Here is a 13,916-nt window from a genome sequence, read left to right as displayed (position 1 = left end):
CTCCGGGGGCAAGGCAGGGCACGAATTCGAGGGGCGTTATCTTATAGCAAAACGATCAAGTGAGGGTTGCCGGTAAGCGTGAGCAGGAGCGGGAATGGCCTGCGATGCGATGTGTTGCAGATCACATCGCAGGGCAGGCCCATTCGTACCGAGTGCGCTCAGGAGGCTTGGGCCGGCTGGACGGCACTCACCGGCTTGGGCAATGACGACAGCATGGCCATGATCAGCGCCGCCAGGTAGGGCAGCGACTGTACCAGCAGCATGGTCACCCAGAAGCGCATGTCATTGCTCGGCAGGCCCTGGACCAGGTAGATCCCGGCAGCAGCTCCCCAAAGCAGCAGCATGATGAACAATTCTTCGCGGGCCTCGGAGAGCGCCACCAGCAAGCCGTGGCTGTCGGCATTCTTGGGCGTGCGGAAGAACGGAATGCTGCTGGTGAAGAAGCCGTAGAGCACGGCCTTGGCAATGGTGTGCGACAACGCCAGACCGGCCAGGGCCGCGGCGAAGGCGTCCTTGAGATTGACCCCGACCGCGCGGCGGTAGAGGAACACGATCTTGCCGACCTTGAACACAAACAGTGCCAGGGGTGGAATGGCGAAGATCAGCAACGGTGGGTCGACCCGTTGCGGCACGATGATCATCGCGGCAGACCAGAGCAGCGCACCGACGGTAAAGAAGATATTCATGCCGTCGGCAATCCATGGCAGCCAACCTGCCAGGAAGTGATAGCGCTGCCCACGGGTGAGCTCCGAGTCCTTGCCACGCAATAGGCTGGCAGCATGGCGCTTGATGATCTGGATGGCGCCATAGGCCCAGCGGAAACGCTGCTTCTTGAAGTCGATGAAAGTGTCCGGCATCAGGCCTTTGCCGTAGCTCTCATGGGAGTAGGCTGCCGAGTAGCCTTTCTCGAACACGCGCAGGCCCAGTTCAGCGTCTTCGCAGATGCACCAGTCGGCCCAGCCCAGTTCTTCAAGCACCGAGCGCCGGGTCATGGTCATGGTGCCGTGCTGGATGATCGCGTCACGATCATTGCGGGTTACCATGCCAATATGGAAGAAGCCCTTGTACTCGCTGTAGCACAGCTTCTTGAAGGTGCTTTCGTTCTGGTCGCGATAGTCCTGCGGCGACTGCACCACGGCGATTTTCGGATCGGCGAAATGCGGCACCATGTGCTTGAGCCAGTTGCGGTCCACACAGTAGTCGGAGTCGATCACTGCGATCACCTCGGCATCCTTGGCTGTGTGCGGAATCAGGTAATTCAGTGCGCCACCCTTGAAGCCGGCCAGGGGTGCTACGTGGAAAAACTTGAAGCGTTCACCGAGCATTTCACAGTGTGCCTTGATCGGCTCCCAAACCGCCGGGTCCTTGGTGTTGTTGTCGATGATCAACACTTCGTAATCCGGATAGTCCAGTGCTGCCAGAGCGTTGAGGGTCTGTTTGACCATCTCTGGCGGCTCGTTGTAGCACGGTACATGCACCGAGACTTTAGGTCGGTAGGCGCTGTCGGCCTGCACCGGCAAGAACTCCCGGCGCCGTTTGTGAATCCACACGGCTTCGGCCAGTTCATGGGCCTCGGTCAGCAATACGATGAACACCCCCAGCGCACCGAGCGCAAGCAAAAAGCCTACCGTCAGGCTGAACCAGGTGCTGTATTGTTGGCTGTAGTCGTAGCCGATCCACACCAGCACCGACCCACAGAGAAAGGCGATGAAGGTCAGGAATGTACGCCCGCGCTGACGCAGGGCCGAGCCGTCGATCAGTAGCAAGGTCAGCGACAGCATCGCCAACACCACTGAGCCCACGGCCAGGACCCGCCATTGCGGAATGGCCACTACCGGGCCTTCGAAGTTGAATTTTTGCTGGCGGGCGGCGTTGAACACGCCCCAGTAGGCGCCAACCGAACCTTCATCGCTGGCCTTCCAAGGCTGGTCGTAGGCCTCGATGACGAAGTAGTTGTAGCCCTGGCGGTTGAGCTTGTTGACCAGGGTGCGCAGGTAAATGGCCTGGTCAGCCTGGGTTGCGTCGGCGCCGCCACGCATGCGGCCATTGCTTGGCCAGCCGACTTCCGAAAGCAGAAGCGGTTTACGTGGGAATTGTTGTTTGAGGTCGCGGGCACGGTCGAGTACGAATTGACCGGCATCCTTCATCGGGATGAACTCCCAGTACGGCAGGATGTGCGCGGCAATCAGGTCAACGTGTTTGGCCAACTCCGGGTGTTCTTTCCAGATATGCCACTGTTCACTGGTGGTCACCGGCACCTTCACCGCCGCACGCACGCGATCCAGATACTGAATCAGGGCTTCGGGGGTGATTTCCTCACGGAACAGGGCTTCGTTACCGACCATCACCCGCACAACGCTGCGCGAACTGTTGGCCAGTTCGATGGCTTTCTGTATTTCCCGCTCATTGCGCTCAAGATCCGGACTGATCCACACGCCAAGGGTTACCCGCAGGCCGAACTCTTCGGCCAGGCGCGGAATGTCGGCCTGGGTGCCTTCAACGGTATAAATACGAATACTGTCGGTCAGCTTGCTCAGCTGTTCCAGGTCCTGGCGCAGCTCGTCCTCAGTGGGGTACTGGCCTTTTTGTGGGCTTTCTCCGAGGCGAAACGGCGAGTAGGAGAAACCGGAAATCTGCTCCGGCCAGTTGGGTGCGGAAACCGGGCGGTTGATCAGCGCCCAGAACCCGGTAAATAGCGCGGCGATGGCCATGACTATTACCAGGTTGATACCAAATTTACGCGATGACATAGATAGTTCGGGTTCCGAAAGGTGGAACGGGCGAGCGCCACATGGCGCTATTCCTGCTGTACGAGCGCCTATGCTGTGTAGGCAAAGGTGGGCGCAGAAGGTTAGATAGACTTCAAGCGTTGAAGTTCTGAGGCCCGTGCTGTTGTCGTCCTGGACCAGGGGTTGCGTGGCACATTAAAGCAGGAATACCGCCGACATTCCTAATGTGGCCAAGGCGACTGGTCCGAAGCGGGATGGCATCAGGCCTCAAGAGGCCTATAATGCGCGCCGGTTTTTTCGGGGTTTGGCCATGAGTACAGATGATCCACGCTTTGCCGGTGTTGCCCGGTTATACGGTGACAACGGCCTACAGCGCCTGCGCGAGGCCCATGTGGCTATCGTCGGTATCGGCGGTGTTGGCTCCTGGGCAGCTGAAGCCATGGCGCGAAGCGGTGTGGGGGAAATATCGCTGTTCGACCTCGATGATGTTTGCGTCAGCAACACCAATCGTCAGTTGCATGCCCTGGAAGGCAGCATTGGTCGCGCCAAGGCTGAAGTCATGGCTGAGCGTCTGCGCGCCATCAACCCTGCGTGCAAGGTGCATGCGGTGGTTGATTTCGTGACCAAGGAAACGCTTCCTGAATATATCGGCGAGCACATCGACTGCGTGATCGACTGTATCGATAGTGTCATGGCCAAGGCGGCGCTCATCGGTTGGTGCAAGCGCCACAAGGTCACCATTATCAGCACCGGTGGTGCCGGAGGGCAGATTGATCCTACCCAGATCCGCGTTGCCGACCTGAACAAGACCTTCAACGACCCGCTGGCCTCGCGAGTGCGTTCAACCTTGCGTCGCGACTATGGCTTTTCGCGCACGGTCACCCGCAACTACAGCGTACCCTGTGTGTTCTCCACCGAGCAGCTGCGCTACCCCAAGGGGGATGGCAGCGTGTGTCTGCAGAAGAGTTTTGTCGGTGAAGGCGTCAAGCTTGATTGTTCAGGCGGTTTTGGTGCCGTGATGATGGTCACGGCGACGTTCGGCATGGTTGCCGCCAGCAAGGCGGTGGAAAAACTGGTAGCGGGTGCGCGTCGCCCAAGTGAGCGTCAGGCTAAGTTGCCAGCGGCAAGCTGAGCCATACGCTGCAACACGGCATTCAGACCGTTGCTGCGCGAAGGGGAAAGCTGGCGACCGAGTCCTAGCTGATTGAACCAGCCGGGCAGATCGAGTTGTTGCAGCTCGGCACTGGTCAACCCTTCTACTCGTACCAGCAGCAGCGCCAGTAGACCGCGGATGATTCGGGCATCGCTGGCACCTTTGAAGCGCCAAATCCCATCTTCCTGCTCGGCAACCAGCCAGACCTGGCTTTCACAGCCATGAACCCGGTTGGCTTCCGATTTTTGCGCATCGCTCAATGGCGCCAGGCGCTCACCCCATTGCATCAGCAAGCGCGCGCGCTGCTCCCAGCCAGCCGCTTGCTCGAAGCTGAGCAACGCGTTCTGGGCACTCTCGGACAGGTTCATCGCAGCAGCTCCAGAGCTTGATCCAGTGCCTCGAAGAAGCGCTGTAGGTCGTCTGAGTCGTTGTACAAGGCCAGCGACACCCGAATCGCGCCGTCCAGGCCCAGGGACTTGAGCAGCGGCATGGCGCAGTGGTGCCCTGCGCGTACGGCGATCCCCTGTTCGGTCAGCATGTGTGCAAGGTCGGCGTTGTGTACACCTTCGATGACGAAGCTGGCCAATGCCAACTGTGGTTGACCCAACAGACGGATGCCTTCGCGATCATTCAATCCGCGCAAAAGACTGCGGTGCAGGCTGGCTTCGTGCGCGCAAACCGCATTGGCATCGAGCCCTGTAAGGTAGTCCAGGCTGGCGCCCAGGCCGATGACGCCGGCAATTGGCGGCGTGCCGGCTTCGAAGCCGAGAGGCGCCGTGCGGAAGCTGGCGCTCTGGTAGTCGGCCACATGGACCATCTCGCCACCGTACTGCCAATGTTTCAGGCGGGCCAGCGCCTCGCTGCGGCCGTAGAGCACGCCAACCCCGTCCGGACCGTAGAGTTTGTGGCTGGAGAATACATAGAAATCGCAACCGAGCTGTTGTACATCCTGGCGAGCATGGACCACCCCCTGGGCGCCGTCGACGACGGTCAGCGTCCCTTGCGCGCGGGCGTGAGCCAACAGCGGGGCAAGTGGCTGCCAGGCGCCGAGCACGTTGGACAGTTGGCTGACTGCCAACAGTCGGGTGCGCGGGCCAATCAATTGCAGTGCAGCCTCAAGATCAATCAGACCGCGGCTGTCCAAGGGCAGAACTACCAGCTTGAGGCCACGGCGATGGGCCAATTGTTGCCACGGCAACAGGTTGGCATGGTGTTCCAGCGCACTGATGGCGATTTCATCCCCGCTTTCAAACCCACTTTCCAGGCCGTAGGCCAGCAAGTTCAACGCTGATGTGGCGCCGTGGGTGAAAACGATTTGTTGTGCATCGCTGGCATTCAGCCAACCTGCAACTTTCTCCCGGCTTCGTTCAAACGCCTGAGTAGCGAGAGCGCCAGGAAGGTGTTGGGCACGATGCACATTGGCAGCACCATGACCGTAATAATGGCTCAAGGCATCGAGCAGAATTTGCGGTTTTTGCGTGGTAGCAGCGTTGTCCAGGTAGGTCTGGTGCTGGCGCTGCAGAGCGGCGATGGCTGGAAAATCAGCGCGCCACGGGGAAGGCTGGAACATGATGGTCGGACCTGAAAATCGGGCCTGGCGTTAGGCCAGACCCGATGGTACCACTTAGTTGTGAGCGTGCAGCGCTTCGTTCAGCTCGATCGCCGACTTGTGAGTTTTGCACTCCACGGCGCCGTTCAGCGAGTTACGACGGAACAGAAGGTCGGTCTGGCCAGCCAGATCACGGGCCTTGACGACCTTGACCAGTTGGTTGTTCTCGTCCAGCAGGTTCACCTTGGTACCGGCAGTGATGTACAGACCGGCTTCAACGGTATTGCGGTCGCCCAGCGGAATGCCGATACCGGCGTTTGCGCCGATCAGGCAGCCTTCGCCGACCTTGATCACAATGTTGCCGCCGCCCGACAGGGTGCCCATGGTCGAGCAACCGCCGCCGAGGTCCGAACCCTTGCCGACGAATACGCCAGCCGAGACGCGGCCTTCGATCATGCCAGGGCCTTCGGTGCCGGCGTTAAAGTTGACGAAACCTTCGTGCATGATGGTGGTGCCTTCGCCGATGTAGGCGCCCAGGCGCACGCGGGCGCTGTCGGCGATACGAACGCCGGCCGGCACGACGTAGTCGGTCATTTTCGGGAACTTGTCTACCGAGAATACTTCCAGCAGCTCGCCTTTGAGGCGCGCTTCCAGTTGTTGTCCGGCCAGTTCGGCCAAGTCGACGGCGCCCTGGCTGGTCCAGGCCACGTTCGGCAGCAGCGGGAAGATGCCCGCCAGGCTCAGGCCGTGGGGTTTGACCAGGCGATGCGAAAGCAGATGCAGCTTCAGGTACGCCTCTGGTGTCGAGGTCAAGGCAGCGTCTTCTGCCAGTACCGTGGCGACCAGGGGTTTGTTGCTTTCGGCTAGGCGGGTCAGGAGAGCCGCCTGGGCAGCGTCGACACCCTTGAGGGCGTCAGCCAGCTGTGCCGCCTGGGTGTTGCTGAAGGCGATGGCCTGGTTGCCGCCTTCATAGCCCAGCACTGGGGTGATCGCGGCGACCAGTTCGGCGCTCGGGTTGATCAGTGGTTGAGCGTAGAAGACTTCCAGCCAGGCGCCTTGACGGTTCTGGGTGCCGACACCGAAGGCCAGGCTGAACAGAGTAGTGGACATGCAGTTACCTCTTGCGAATTAGAGTGAAAGCGTGGCGCCGCGTTACTGGAGGGCGGCCGCGTACAGGTCTGGCTTGAAACCGACAAGGGTCCGTTCGCCAAGGTCGAGCACCGGGCGCTTGATCATCGACGGTTGGGCTAGCATCAGTTCGATGGCTTTGTTCTGGTCGAGGTCGGCCTTCTGGGCGTCTTCAAGCTTGCGGAAGGTCGTGCCGGCACGATTGAGGACTGTCTCCCAGCCGTGCTCGGTGCACCAGCGGGTCAGGCTCTCACGGTCGATGCCTTGGGTCTTGTAATCGTGAAAGTCGTAATCCAGGCCTTTGTCTTCCAGCCAGGTACGGGCTTTCTTCATGGTGTCGCAGGCCTTGATTCCATAAAGGTGCAATGGCGTGTCGCGTTTGGTCATGTCTTGCCCCTCCTGGGAAAAAATGGTGAAGGATTATGCCACGGTCGGCCGGGTTGGGTTGGCCTTGGCGAGGCACTTTGTAGCATTGTGTTACAGGTTTTGGCAGCCTCTGCGACTTTTGTGCAGCGGTGCGTCAGCAGCCTGAACGGCTACTATGTCGTTTCAATGGCAATGTCCAAAATGGGCAAAAGGTGCGCCGTTGACTGTTTGAATTGAAAGGAACACGCCGTATGCAATCAGCCTACACCGTTCTCATCCTGCTGATGCTGGTGAGTGTCTCCAAACTTGTCGGCCGAGTGATCCCGTTGCCGTTGCCGCTGGTGCAGATCGGCGCTGGCGCATTACTTGCCTGGCCGACACTCGGCTTGCATGTGGCGCTTGACCCTGAACTGTTCCTCTTTCTGTTCTTGCCGCCCTTGCTCTTCGCTGACGGTTGGCGCATGCCCAAGCGTGATCTCTGGCGTCTGCGCGGTCCGATCCTGACGCTGGCTGTGGGTCTGGTGCTGTTCACGGTCGTCGGAGCTGGCTACTTCATTCACTGGATTCTACCGAGCATTCCTTTGCCAGTGGCTTTTGCCTTGGCCGCAGTGTTGTCACCAACCGATGCTGTGGCGGTATCGGCCATTACCCAGGACCGTCTGCCAACGCCCTTGATGCATATGCTCCAGGGCGAAGCGCTCATGAACGATGCAACGGGCCTGGTGACTTTCAAGTTTGCCTTGGCGGCTGCCATCACTGGAGCGTTCTCTCTGGCCGAAGCCAGCTTCACCTTTGTTCTGGTTGCACTCGGTGGGCTGGCCATTGGTGTGGCGTTGAGTTGGTTGGTTGGGCGCCTGCGCGCCTGGATGATCGCCCGGGGCTGGGATGACCCAGCGACCCACGTAGTGTTCATGCTGTTGCTGCCGTTTGCCGCCTATGTACTTGCCGAACGCCTGGGGGCTTCAGGGATTCTCTCGGCGGTGGCGGCGGGCATGATGCAGAGCTGGCTCGACCTGTTACCTCGGCAGACCAGCACCCGCTTGCTCAATCGTAGTGTCTGGTCGCTGTTGGAGTTCAGTTTCAATGGCCTGATCTTCCTGTTGTTGGGCTTGCAACTGCCAGACATCATCAAAGCTGTGACCAGTCACGAAGCGTCCTTGTGGCCAACCTTGCTATGGCGTTGTCTGGACGTGGTAGCGATCTTTGCGGTGTTGCTGGTCCTGCGTTTTGTCTGGGTACAAAGCATCTGGCGCTTGATTGGGATGATCCGTCGCTGGCGCGGCAAGGAAGATCTGGTGCTGGTGCCCAATGCCCGCTCCTGCTGGTTGCTGACCATCGGTGGAGTACGTGGCGCGGTGACCTTGGCCGGTGTTATGTCGGTGCCGCTGTTGATCAGTGCGGGCAAGGCTTTTCCGGAGCGAGACCTGCTGATCTTCATTGCTGCCGGGGTCATTCTGTTGTCGCTGGTTTCGGCTTGCGTAGCGTTGCCGCTGTTGCTGCGTGGCGTGGCGAAGAGCCCCGATGACACCTTGCGCCAGGAGGCTAAGGACGCTTGGCGGCGCACAGCAGAGGCGGCCATCCATGCGCTCGAAGCCGAAGACCTGGTTGAGCCGGGTGCGCCTCAGGACGCCGCGCAGTCTGCATTGGCGGCGGAGTTGAAGGCGAGGTTGATGGCCGAATACCGCCATCAGTTGGACAGCTACAACGACAGTGCCGAAGCCCAGGCGCTGGCCGAGCAGATGGACTTGTTGGAGCGGCGTCTGCGTCTGCGTGCGCTGCGTGCCCAGCGACTGGAACTGTACAAGCTGCACCGTGATCATCAGATAGGCGACGACGTAGTACGGGAGGTGTTGGGGGAGCTCGACATGAGTGAGGCGAACCTGGGCGCGGTGAAATAGCCTCAGCCTCGCTTTTGCCACCTTGAGGAGCAGTCATTGTCCTCAAGGTGGTCACGTTGCGCTTATTTCTGCAGGAATGCGCGGATCCGCTCGGCCGCTTCCACACACTCGGCCAGCGGGGCAACCAACGCCATGCGCACACGCCCGGCCCCCGGATTGACACCCTGCACTTCACGCGACAGGTATGAGCCTGGTACGACGGTCACGTGCTGGGTTTCGAACAGGTCACGACAGAACTCGGCGTCATCGCCAGGGACCTTGGCCCATAGGTAGAAGCCACCATCCGGGCGTTGTACGTCGAGCACAGGCGCCAGAATTTCCAGCACGGCGTCGAACTTCTCACGGTACAGGTCGCGGTTGGCCAGTACGTGCGCTTCATCGTTCCAGGCAGCAATGCTTGCCAGCTGGGTTTGTACGGGCATGGCGCAGCCGTGGTAGGTGCGATACAGCAGGAACGGCTTGATGATCTCGGCGTCGCCGGCGACAAAGCCCGAGCGCAGACCCGGTAGGTTGGAGCGCTTGGACAGGCTGTGGAACACCATGCAGCGCTTGAAATCACTACGCCCCAACTCAACGCAGGCGCTGAGCAGACCCGGCGGCGGGGTTTGCTCGTCGAAGTACAGTTCGCTGTAGCACTCGTCGGCGGCAATCACGAAGTCGTGCTCGTCAGCCAGGGCAATCAGTTTCTTCAGGGTTTCCATCGGCACCAAGGCGCCAGTGGGGTTGCCGGGGGAGCAGATGAACAGAATCTGGCAACGCTTCCAGGTTTCGGCTGACACGGCATCGAAGTCGGGGTTGAAACCATTGCTGTCCAGGCACGGCAGATAATGTGGGGTGGCGCCCGCCAGCAGGGCTGCACCTTCGTAGATCTGGTAGAACGGATTGGGGCTGATGACCAGGCCGTCGGCGCTACGATTGACTACCGCTTGGGTGAAGGCAAACAGTGCTTCACGGGTGCCATTGACCGGCAGCACGTGTTTGTCGGCATCCAGCCAGCCGCTTGGTACGCCAAAGCGACGTTCGCACCAGCGTGTAATGGCCTGACGCAATGCAGGCAGGCCTACGGTGGTCGGGTAAACGGCCATCTGTTGCAGGCTGTCGGCCAAGGTCTGGGCGACGAACGCTGGCGACTCATGCTTGGGCTCACCGATCGACAAGGCGATGGCGCGTTTGTCGGCGGCAGGCTGGACGCTGCCGAGCAAGGCGCGCAGTTTCTCGAACGGGTAGGGCTGAAGCTGAAGCAAATCAGAGTTCATCGGCGCGGGGTCTCGTCAAACGTTAAATGGTCAGGCGGGAAATCGGTGCCACAGCAGCCATATCGACGCGCAGTTGTTCGACAATGGCGTCCTGAAGGCGGCTGCACAGCTGTGGATCGGACAATGGTTGGTTGTCGGCATCGGTAATGAAGAACACGTCTTCGACCCGTTCGCCGAGCGTGGCAATCTTGGCGTTTTGCAGCGACAGGTCGAACTCCAGGAAGATCTTGCCGATTCGCGCCAGTAGACCTGGACGGTCGGGAGCGCTGAGTTCGAGAATTGTCACCGGACGCTGGGCGTCGTTGTGAATAGTGACCTGTGGTGCGAAATTGAAGTGTTTGAGCTGACGCGGTACCCGACGTTTGATGATGGTCGGGTAGTCGTCCGGATTGCGTAGAGCATCGCTTAGGCCGTCGCGGATTTCCTTCACTCGCTGCGGGTTGTCACCGATCGAGCCGCCATCGTTATCGAGCACGATGTAGGTGTCGAGGGTGAACTGGCTGCTTGAGGTGATGATGCGGGCATCATGGATGTTCAGGTTGAGCTGGTCCATGGCCGCTACGGTCACGGCGAAAAAATCGTGCTGGTCGGGTGCATAGATGAATATCTGCGTGCCACCCTCAAACTCTCGCTGGGTGGTTTCCTTGATCAGCACCAAGGGACCGCCGTCGGCAGGTTGCTGCAGGATCGCATCGCTGTGCCAGGCCACATCGGCCGCGGTGTGGCGCAAGAAGTAGTCATCGCCCAGTTGTGCCCAGAGCTGTTCGACGTCGTCGGGGTCGGTGCCTTCGCGAATCAGAATGTCCAGTGCTGCGCTCTGGGTCTGGCGGATCTGTTCTTCCCGATCCAGCGGGTTTTCCAGGCCGCGGCGCAGGGCACGCTTGGTTTCGGTGTAGAGCTGGCGCAGCAGGCTGGCGCGCCAGGAGTTCCATAAGCTGGGGTTGGTGGCGTTTATATCGGCCACGGTCAGCACGTAGAGGTAATCCAGGTGAGTTTCGTCGCCTACCAGTTGGGCAAAGTCGTGGATAACCTGCGGGTCGGACAAATCCTTGCGCTGGGCGGTGGTCGACATCACCAGGTGATTCTGGACCAGCCAGACGATCAGGCGGCTGTCCCAGGCGGGCAATTGGTGGCGTGCACAGAACGCCTGGGCATCCACGGCGCCGAGCTCCGAGTGATCGCCCTGACGCCCCTTGCCGATGTCATGGTACAAGCCGGCCAGGTAGATCAGTTCAGGCTTGGGTAGGCGACCCATGAGTTTGCTGGCCAACGGGAATTTCTCGGACACCGGGGTGTACTGCAGTTTGCGCAAGTGCTTGATCAAGTTCAGGGTATGGGCATCGACCGTATAGATGTGAAACAGGTCGTGCTGCATCTGCCCGATAATCAGGCCGAACTCTGGCAGGTAGCGGCCGAGGATGCCGTAGCGGTTCATGCGTCGCAGATTACGATGGATACCGATTTCGCACTTGAACAGCTCGATGAACAAGCTGGTATTACGAATGTCGTTGCGAAAGTCATCGTCGATCAGGTGCCGATGTTCGCGCAACAGGCGAATGGTGTCGGCGCGTGCCCCCTTGATCTCGGGGTGCTGCGCCATCAGCACGAAAATCTCCAGGATGGCAAAGGGCGTTCGCTTGAATACGTTCGGTCGCACCGCCTCGATATAACCGTCGTGCAGCCTGAAACGGGCGTTCAGCGGCTGGGTGTTGCCGCTGTCGTCGTCGAGGATGACCTCTTCGAAGTGCTGGATGATCAGGTCGCTGAGCTCGGCAATGCTCATGACCACCCGATAGTACTGCTGCATGAACTGTTCGATGGCACGCTTGGGGTTGTCATCGGTAAAACCAAGCAGGGCGGCGATACTGCGTTGGTGATCGAACAGTAGCCGGTCTTCGGCACGCCCGGCGAGCATGTGCAGGGCGTAGCGAACCTTCCAGAGGAATTCCTGGGAGGAGGCCAGCAGGGCGTTCTCACTCTCCAGCAAAAAGCCTTCATCTGCCAAGGCATGCAAGTTGAGGGTGCCGTATTGGCGGCGGGCGATCCACAACACGGTCTGGATGTCGCGCAGGCCGCCAGGTGAGCCTTTGACGTTGGGTTCCAGGTTGTATTCGGTGTCGTTGTACTTGTGGTGCCGGGCCTTTTGCTCTGAACGCTTGGCCAGGAAGAATTCCTTGCTCGGCCACATATTGACCGTGCTGGTCACCTCGAGCATGCGTTGGCGCAGGCGCTCGGGGCCAGCAATGGTGCGGCTTTCCATTAAGTTGGTGACGACGGTCAGGTCGGCCCGCGCTTGCTCGGCGCACTCATCGACCGAGCGCACGCTTTGCCCTACTTCCAGGCCGATGTCCCAGAGCAGGGTCAGAAAGCGCTCGATAGAGTCGCGAAACACCTCGTGATCCGCACTGTCGAGCAGGATCAACAGGTCGATGTCGGAGTAGGGGTGTAATTCACCCCGTCCATACCCCCCGACTGCCACCAGGGCAATATCGGCTTCATCGCTCCAATCGAACTGGTTCCATGCCTGCTGCAGGATGTTATCGACGAACCAGGCGCGGTCTTCGATCAGTCGGCGGATCTCCCTGCCTTCGCGAAAGCGCTTGTCCAGCGCTTCCCCAGCCTGGCGGATGGCCTTCTTGAAGGCTGCGATTGGGCTAGACTTTAGGGCCAGTTCCGCTTGGAACTGGCCGCGGTCGAACAGCTCGGGATCCACCTGGGGCATTGAGTCACTTTCCTGTTCGAATCAGGCCGACGTGCGGGGAATGGTGTCGTCTTTACGCAGGGTGAAGATTTCGTAGCCAGTCGCCGTTACCACCAGCGTGTGTTCCCACTGGGCCGAAAGTTTGCGGTCCTTGGTGATGGCAGTCCAGCCGTCACCCAGCACTTTGGTGTCGGCGCGGCCCTGGTTGATCATTGGCTCGATAGTGAAGGTCATGCCTTCCTTGAGTTCCATGCCAGTGCCAGCGCGGCCATAGTGCAGAATCTGCGGCTCTTCGTGGAACACTTTACCGATACCGTGGCCGCAGAACTCGCGGACCACCGAGAAGCCGTTCTTCTCGGCGTGTTTCTGGATCACTTCGCCGATATCGCCCAGGCGGCAGCCCGGCTTGACCAGCTCGATGGCCTTGTACATGCATTCCTGGGTAACCTGGGACAGACGCTCAGCCCAGACCGGCACGTTGCCGACATGGAACATGCGGCTGGTGTCGCCGTGGTAGCCATCTTTGATGACGGTGACGTCGATGTTCAGGGTGTCGCCGTCCTTGAGGGGCTTGTCGCCCGGGATGCCGTGGCACACCACATGGTTGACCGAGGTGCAGATCGACTTCGGGAAACCTTTGTAGTTGAGCGGAGCCGGGATCGCCTTCTGTACGTTGACGATGTAGTCGTGGCACAGGCGGTCGAGCTCTTCGGTGGTGATGCCAGGCTTGACGTGCTCCTCGATCATCTCCAGCACTTCAGCGGCCAGGCGGCCGGCGACGCGCATCTTTTCGATGTCTTCGGCGGTTTTAATGGTGACGGTCATTACAGGCTCTCTACGGCGCATAGATGCGCGAATAAACTGGGGAAAGCTCGGATTCTACCAGAGCAGCGCCCGCTCGGGCGGCTATGGCAGTGATGCAACCTTTATATAAGGGCATTTTGGCGCGATTAACCCGTCGGTGCAAAATCCTGTAACAGCGCAAGCGTTGAGCCGCTGGGCCCGGGCCTTGCCCCGTGATCGGGCCCGCTACGTGAGGCCCGGATTACAGTCCCGCGAGGCAGGGGCGCGCACTGATGCTAATTCGGGTTCCGTTCGCTGCGCTTCTGTGATATAAAATGCGCCGCTTTACGGGG

General features: G+C 59.9%; 10 protein-coding genes. 2 read left to right on the top strand and 8 right to left on the bottom strand.

Going from position 1 to position 13,916, the window contains the following annotated elements:
- Nucleotides 1-158: 158 nt before the first annotated feature.
- Nucleotides 159-2,750 carry a glycosyltransferase gene (locus D3Z90_RS21000; RefSeq protein ID WP_136477835.1) on the bottom strand — a complete coding sequence of 864 codons (2,592 nt, stop codon included), beginning with the start codon at nt 2,748-2,750 and terminating at the stop codon, nt 159-161.
- Nucleotides 2,751-3,039: 289 nt separating this feature from the next.
- Between D3Z90_RS21000 and tcdA the strand changes: the two genes are divergently transcribed.
- The gene (gene tcdA / locus D3Z90_RS20995) at nt 3,040-3,861 is read left to right on the top strand and encodes a tRNA cyclic N6-threonylcarbamoyladenosine(37) synthase TcdA (protein ID WP_136477834.1); all 822 of its coding nucleotides are present in this window, start codon (nt 3,040-3,042) and stop codon (nt 3,859-3,861) included.
- On the opposite strand, the gene D3Z90_RS20990 is transcribed toward tcdA, so the two are convergent.
- The 4 genes from D3Z90_RS20990 to D3Z90_RS20975 are packed head-to-tail and all read right to left on the bottom strand — an operon-like array spanning nt 3,834 to nt 6,946.
- Complete coding sequence (locus tag D3Z90_RS20990; RefSeq protein ID WP_136477833.1) at nt 3,834-4,250, bottom strand: SufE family protein; 417 nt, start codon at nt 4,248-4,250, stop codon at nt 3,834-3,836. The two genes, tcdA and D3Z90_RS20990, sit on opposite strands and share 28 nt — an antisense overlap.
- On the bottom strand, nt 4,247-5,452 hold the full coding sequence (locus tag D3Z90_RS20985; protein ID WP_136477832.1) for an aminotransferase class V-fold PLP-dependent enzyme: 1,206 nt from the start codon (nt 5,450-5,452) through the stop codon (nt 4,247-4,249). Before D3Z90_RS20985 ends, D3Z90_RS20990 begins: the two co-directional genes overlap by 4 nt.
- Before the next feature lie 54 nt (nt 5,453-5,506).
- Nucleotides 5,507-6,541 (bottom strand): 2,3,4,5-tetrahydropyridine-2,6-dicarboxylate N-succinyltransferase, encoded by a 1,035-nt coding sequence (gene dapD / locus D3Z90_RS20980; protein WP_136477831.1) that lies wholly within the window; start codon nt 6,539-6,541, stop codon nt 5,507-5,509.
- Between the two features lie 42 nt (nt 6,542-6,583).
- Nucleotides 6,584-6,946, bottom strand: coding sequence for an ArsC family reductase (locus D3Z90_RS20975; RefSeq protein WP_136477830.1), 363 nt, complete (start codon nt 6,944-6,946; stop codon nt 6,584-6,586).
- Nucleotides 6,947-7,176: 230 nt separating this feature from the next.
- On the opposite strand from D3Z90_RS20975, the gene D3Z90_RS20970 reads away from it, so the two are divergent.
- Nucleotides 7,177-8,823 carry a Na+/H+ antiporter gene (locus D3Z90_RS20970; protein WP_136477829.1) on the top strand — a complete coding sequence of 549 codons (1,647 nt, stop codon included), beginning with the start codon at nt 7,177-7,179 and terminating at the stop codon, nt 8,821-8,823.
- A gap of 62 nt (nt 8,824-8,885) precedes the next feature.
- Here D3Z90_RS20970 and dapC read toward each other — a convergent pair whose 3' ends face one another.
- Genes dapC through map form a run of 3 tightly spaced genes read right to left on the bottom strand, consistent with a single transcriptional unit; the run spans nt 8,886 to nt 13,605 of the window.
- A complete protein-coding gene (gene dapC, locus D3Z90_RS20965) occupies nt 8,886-10,079 on the bottom strand; it encodes a succinyldiaminopimelate transaminase (protein WP_136477828.1) in 1,194 nt (397 codons plus the stop codon).
- Nucleotides 10,080-10,101: 22 nt separating this feature from the next.
- Nucleotides 10,102-12,801 (bottom strand): [protein-PII] uridylyltransferase, encoded by a 2,700-nt coding sequence (locus D3Z90_RS20960; protein WP_136477827.1) that lies wholly within the window; start codon nt 12,799-12,801, stop codon nt 10,102-10,104.
- A 21-nt stretch (nt 12,802-12,822) separates the two neighbouring features.
- The gene (gene map, locus D3Z90_RS20955; RefSeq protein WP_136477826.1) at nt 12,823-13,605 is read right to left on the bottom strand and encodes a type I methionyl aminopeptidase; all 783 of its coding nucleotides are present in this window, start codon (nt 13,603-13,605) and stop codon (nt 12,823-12,825) included.
- Nucleotides 13,606-13,916: the final 311 nt, after the last annotated feature.

Origin of the sequence: Pseudomonas sp. DG56-2, assembly GCF_004803755.1 — a bacterium.
GTDB lineage: Bacteria > Pseudomonadota > Gammaproteobacteria > Pseudomonadales > Pseudomonadaceae > Aquipseudomonas > Aquipseudomonas auratipiscis.
The sequence above is the reverse complement of the archived record's forward strand: the minus strand, read 5'-3'. Positions and strand labels throughout refer to the sequence as shown.

Coding starts and splice junctions, on each gene's coding strand:
- dapC (WP_136477828.1), bottom strand. CDS start 10,079: ATGAACTCTGATTTGCTTCAGCTTCAGCCCTACCCGTTCGAGAAACTG.
- dapD (WP_136477831.1), bottom strand. CDS start 6,541: ATGTCCACTACTCTGTTCAGCCTGGCCTTCGGTGTCGGCACCCAGAAC.
- tcdA (WP_136477834.1), top strand. CDS start 3,040: ATGAGTACAGATGATCCACGCTTTGCCGGTGTTGCCCGGTTATACGGT.
- D3Z90_RS20990 (WP_136477833.1), bottom strand. CDS start 4,250: ATGAACCTGTCCGAGAGTGCCCAGAACGCGTTGCTCAGCTTCGAGCAA.
- map (WP_136477826.1), bottom strand. CDS start 13,605: ATGACCGTCACCATTAAAACCGCCGAAGACATCGAAAAGATGCGCGTC.
- D3Z90_RS20970 (WP_136477829.1), top strand. CDS start 7,177: ATGCAATCAGCCTACACCGTTCTCATCCTGCTGATGCTGGTGAGTGTC.
- D3Z90_RS20985 (WP_136477832.1), bottom strand. CDS start 5,452: ATGTTCCAGCCTTCCCCGTGGCGCGCTGATTTTCCAGCCATCGCCGCT.
- D3Z90_RS20960 (WP_136477827.1), bottom strand. CDS start 12,801: ATGCCCCAGGTGGATCCCGAGCTGTTCGACCGCGGCCAGTTCCAAGCG.
- D3Z90_RS20975 (WP_136477830.1), bottom strand. CDS start 6,946: ATGACCAAACGCGACACGCCATTGCACCTTTATGGAATCAAGGCCTGC.
- D3Z90_RS21000 (WP_136477835.1), bottom strand. CDS start 2,750: ATGTCATCGCGTAAATTTGGTATCAACCTGGTAATAGTCATGGCCATC.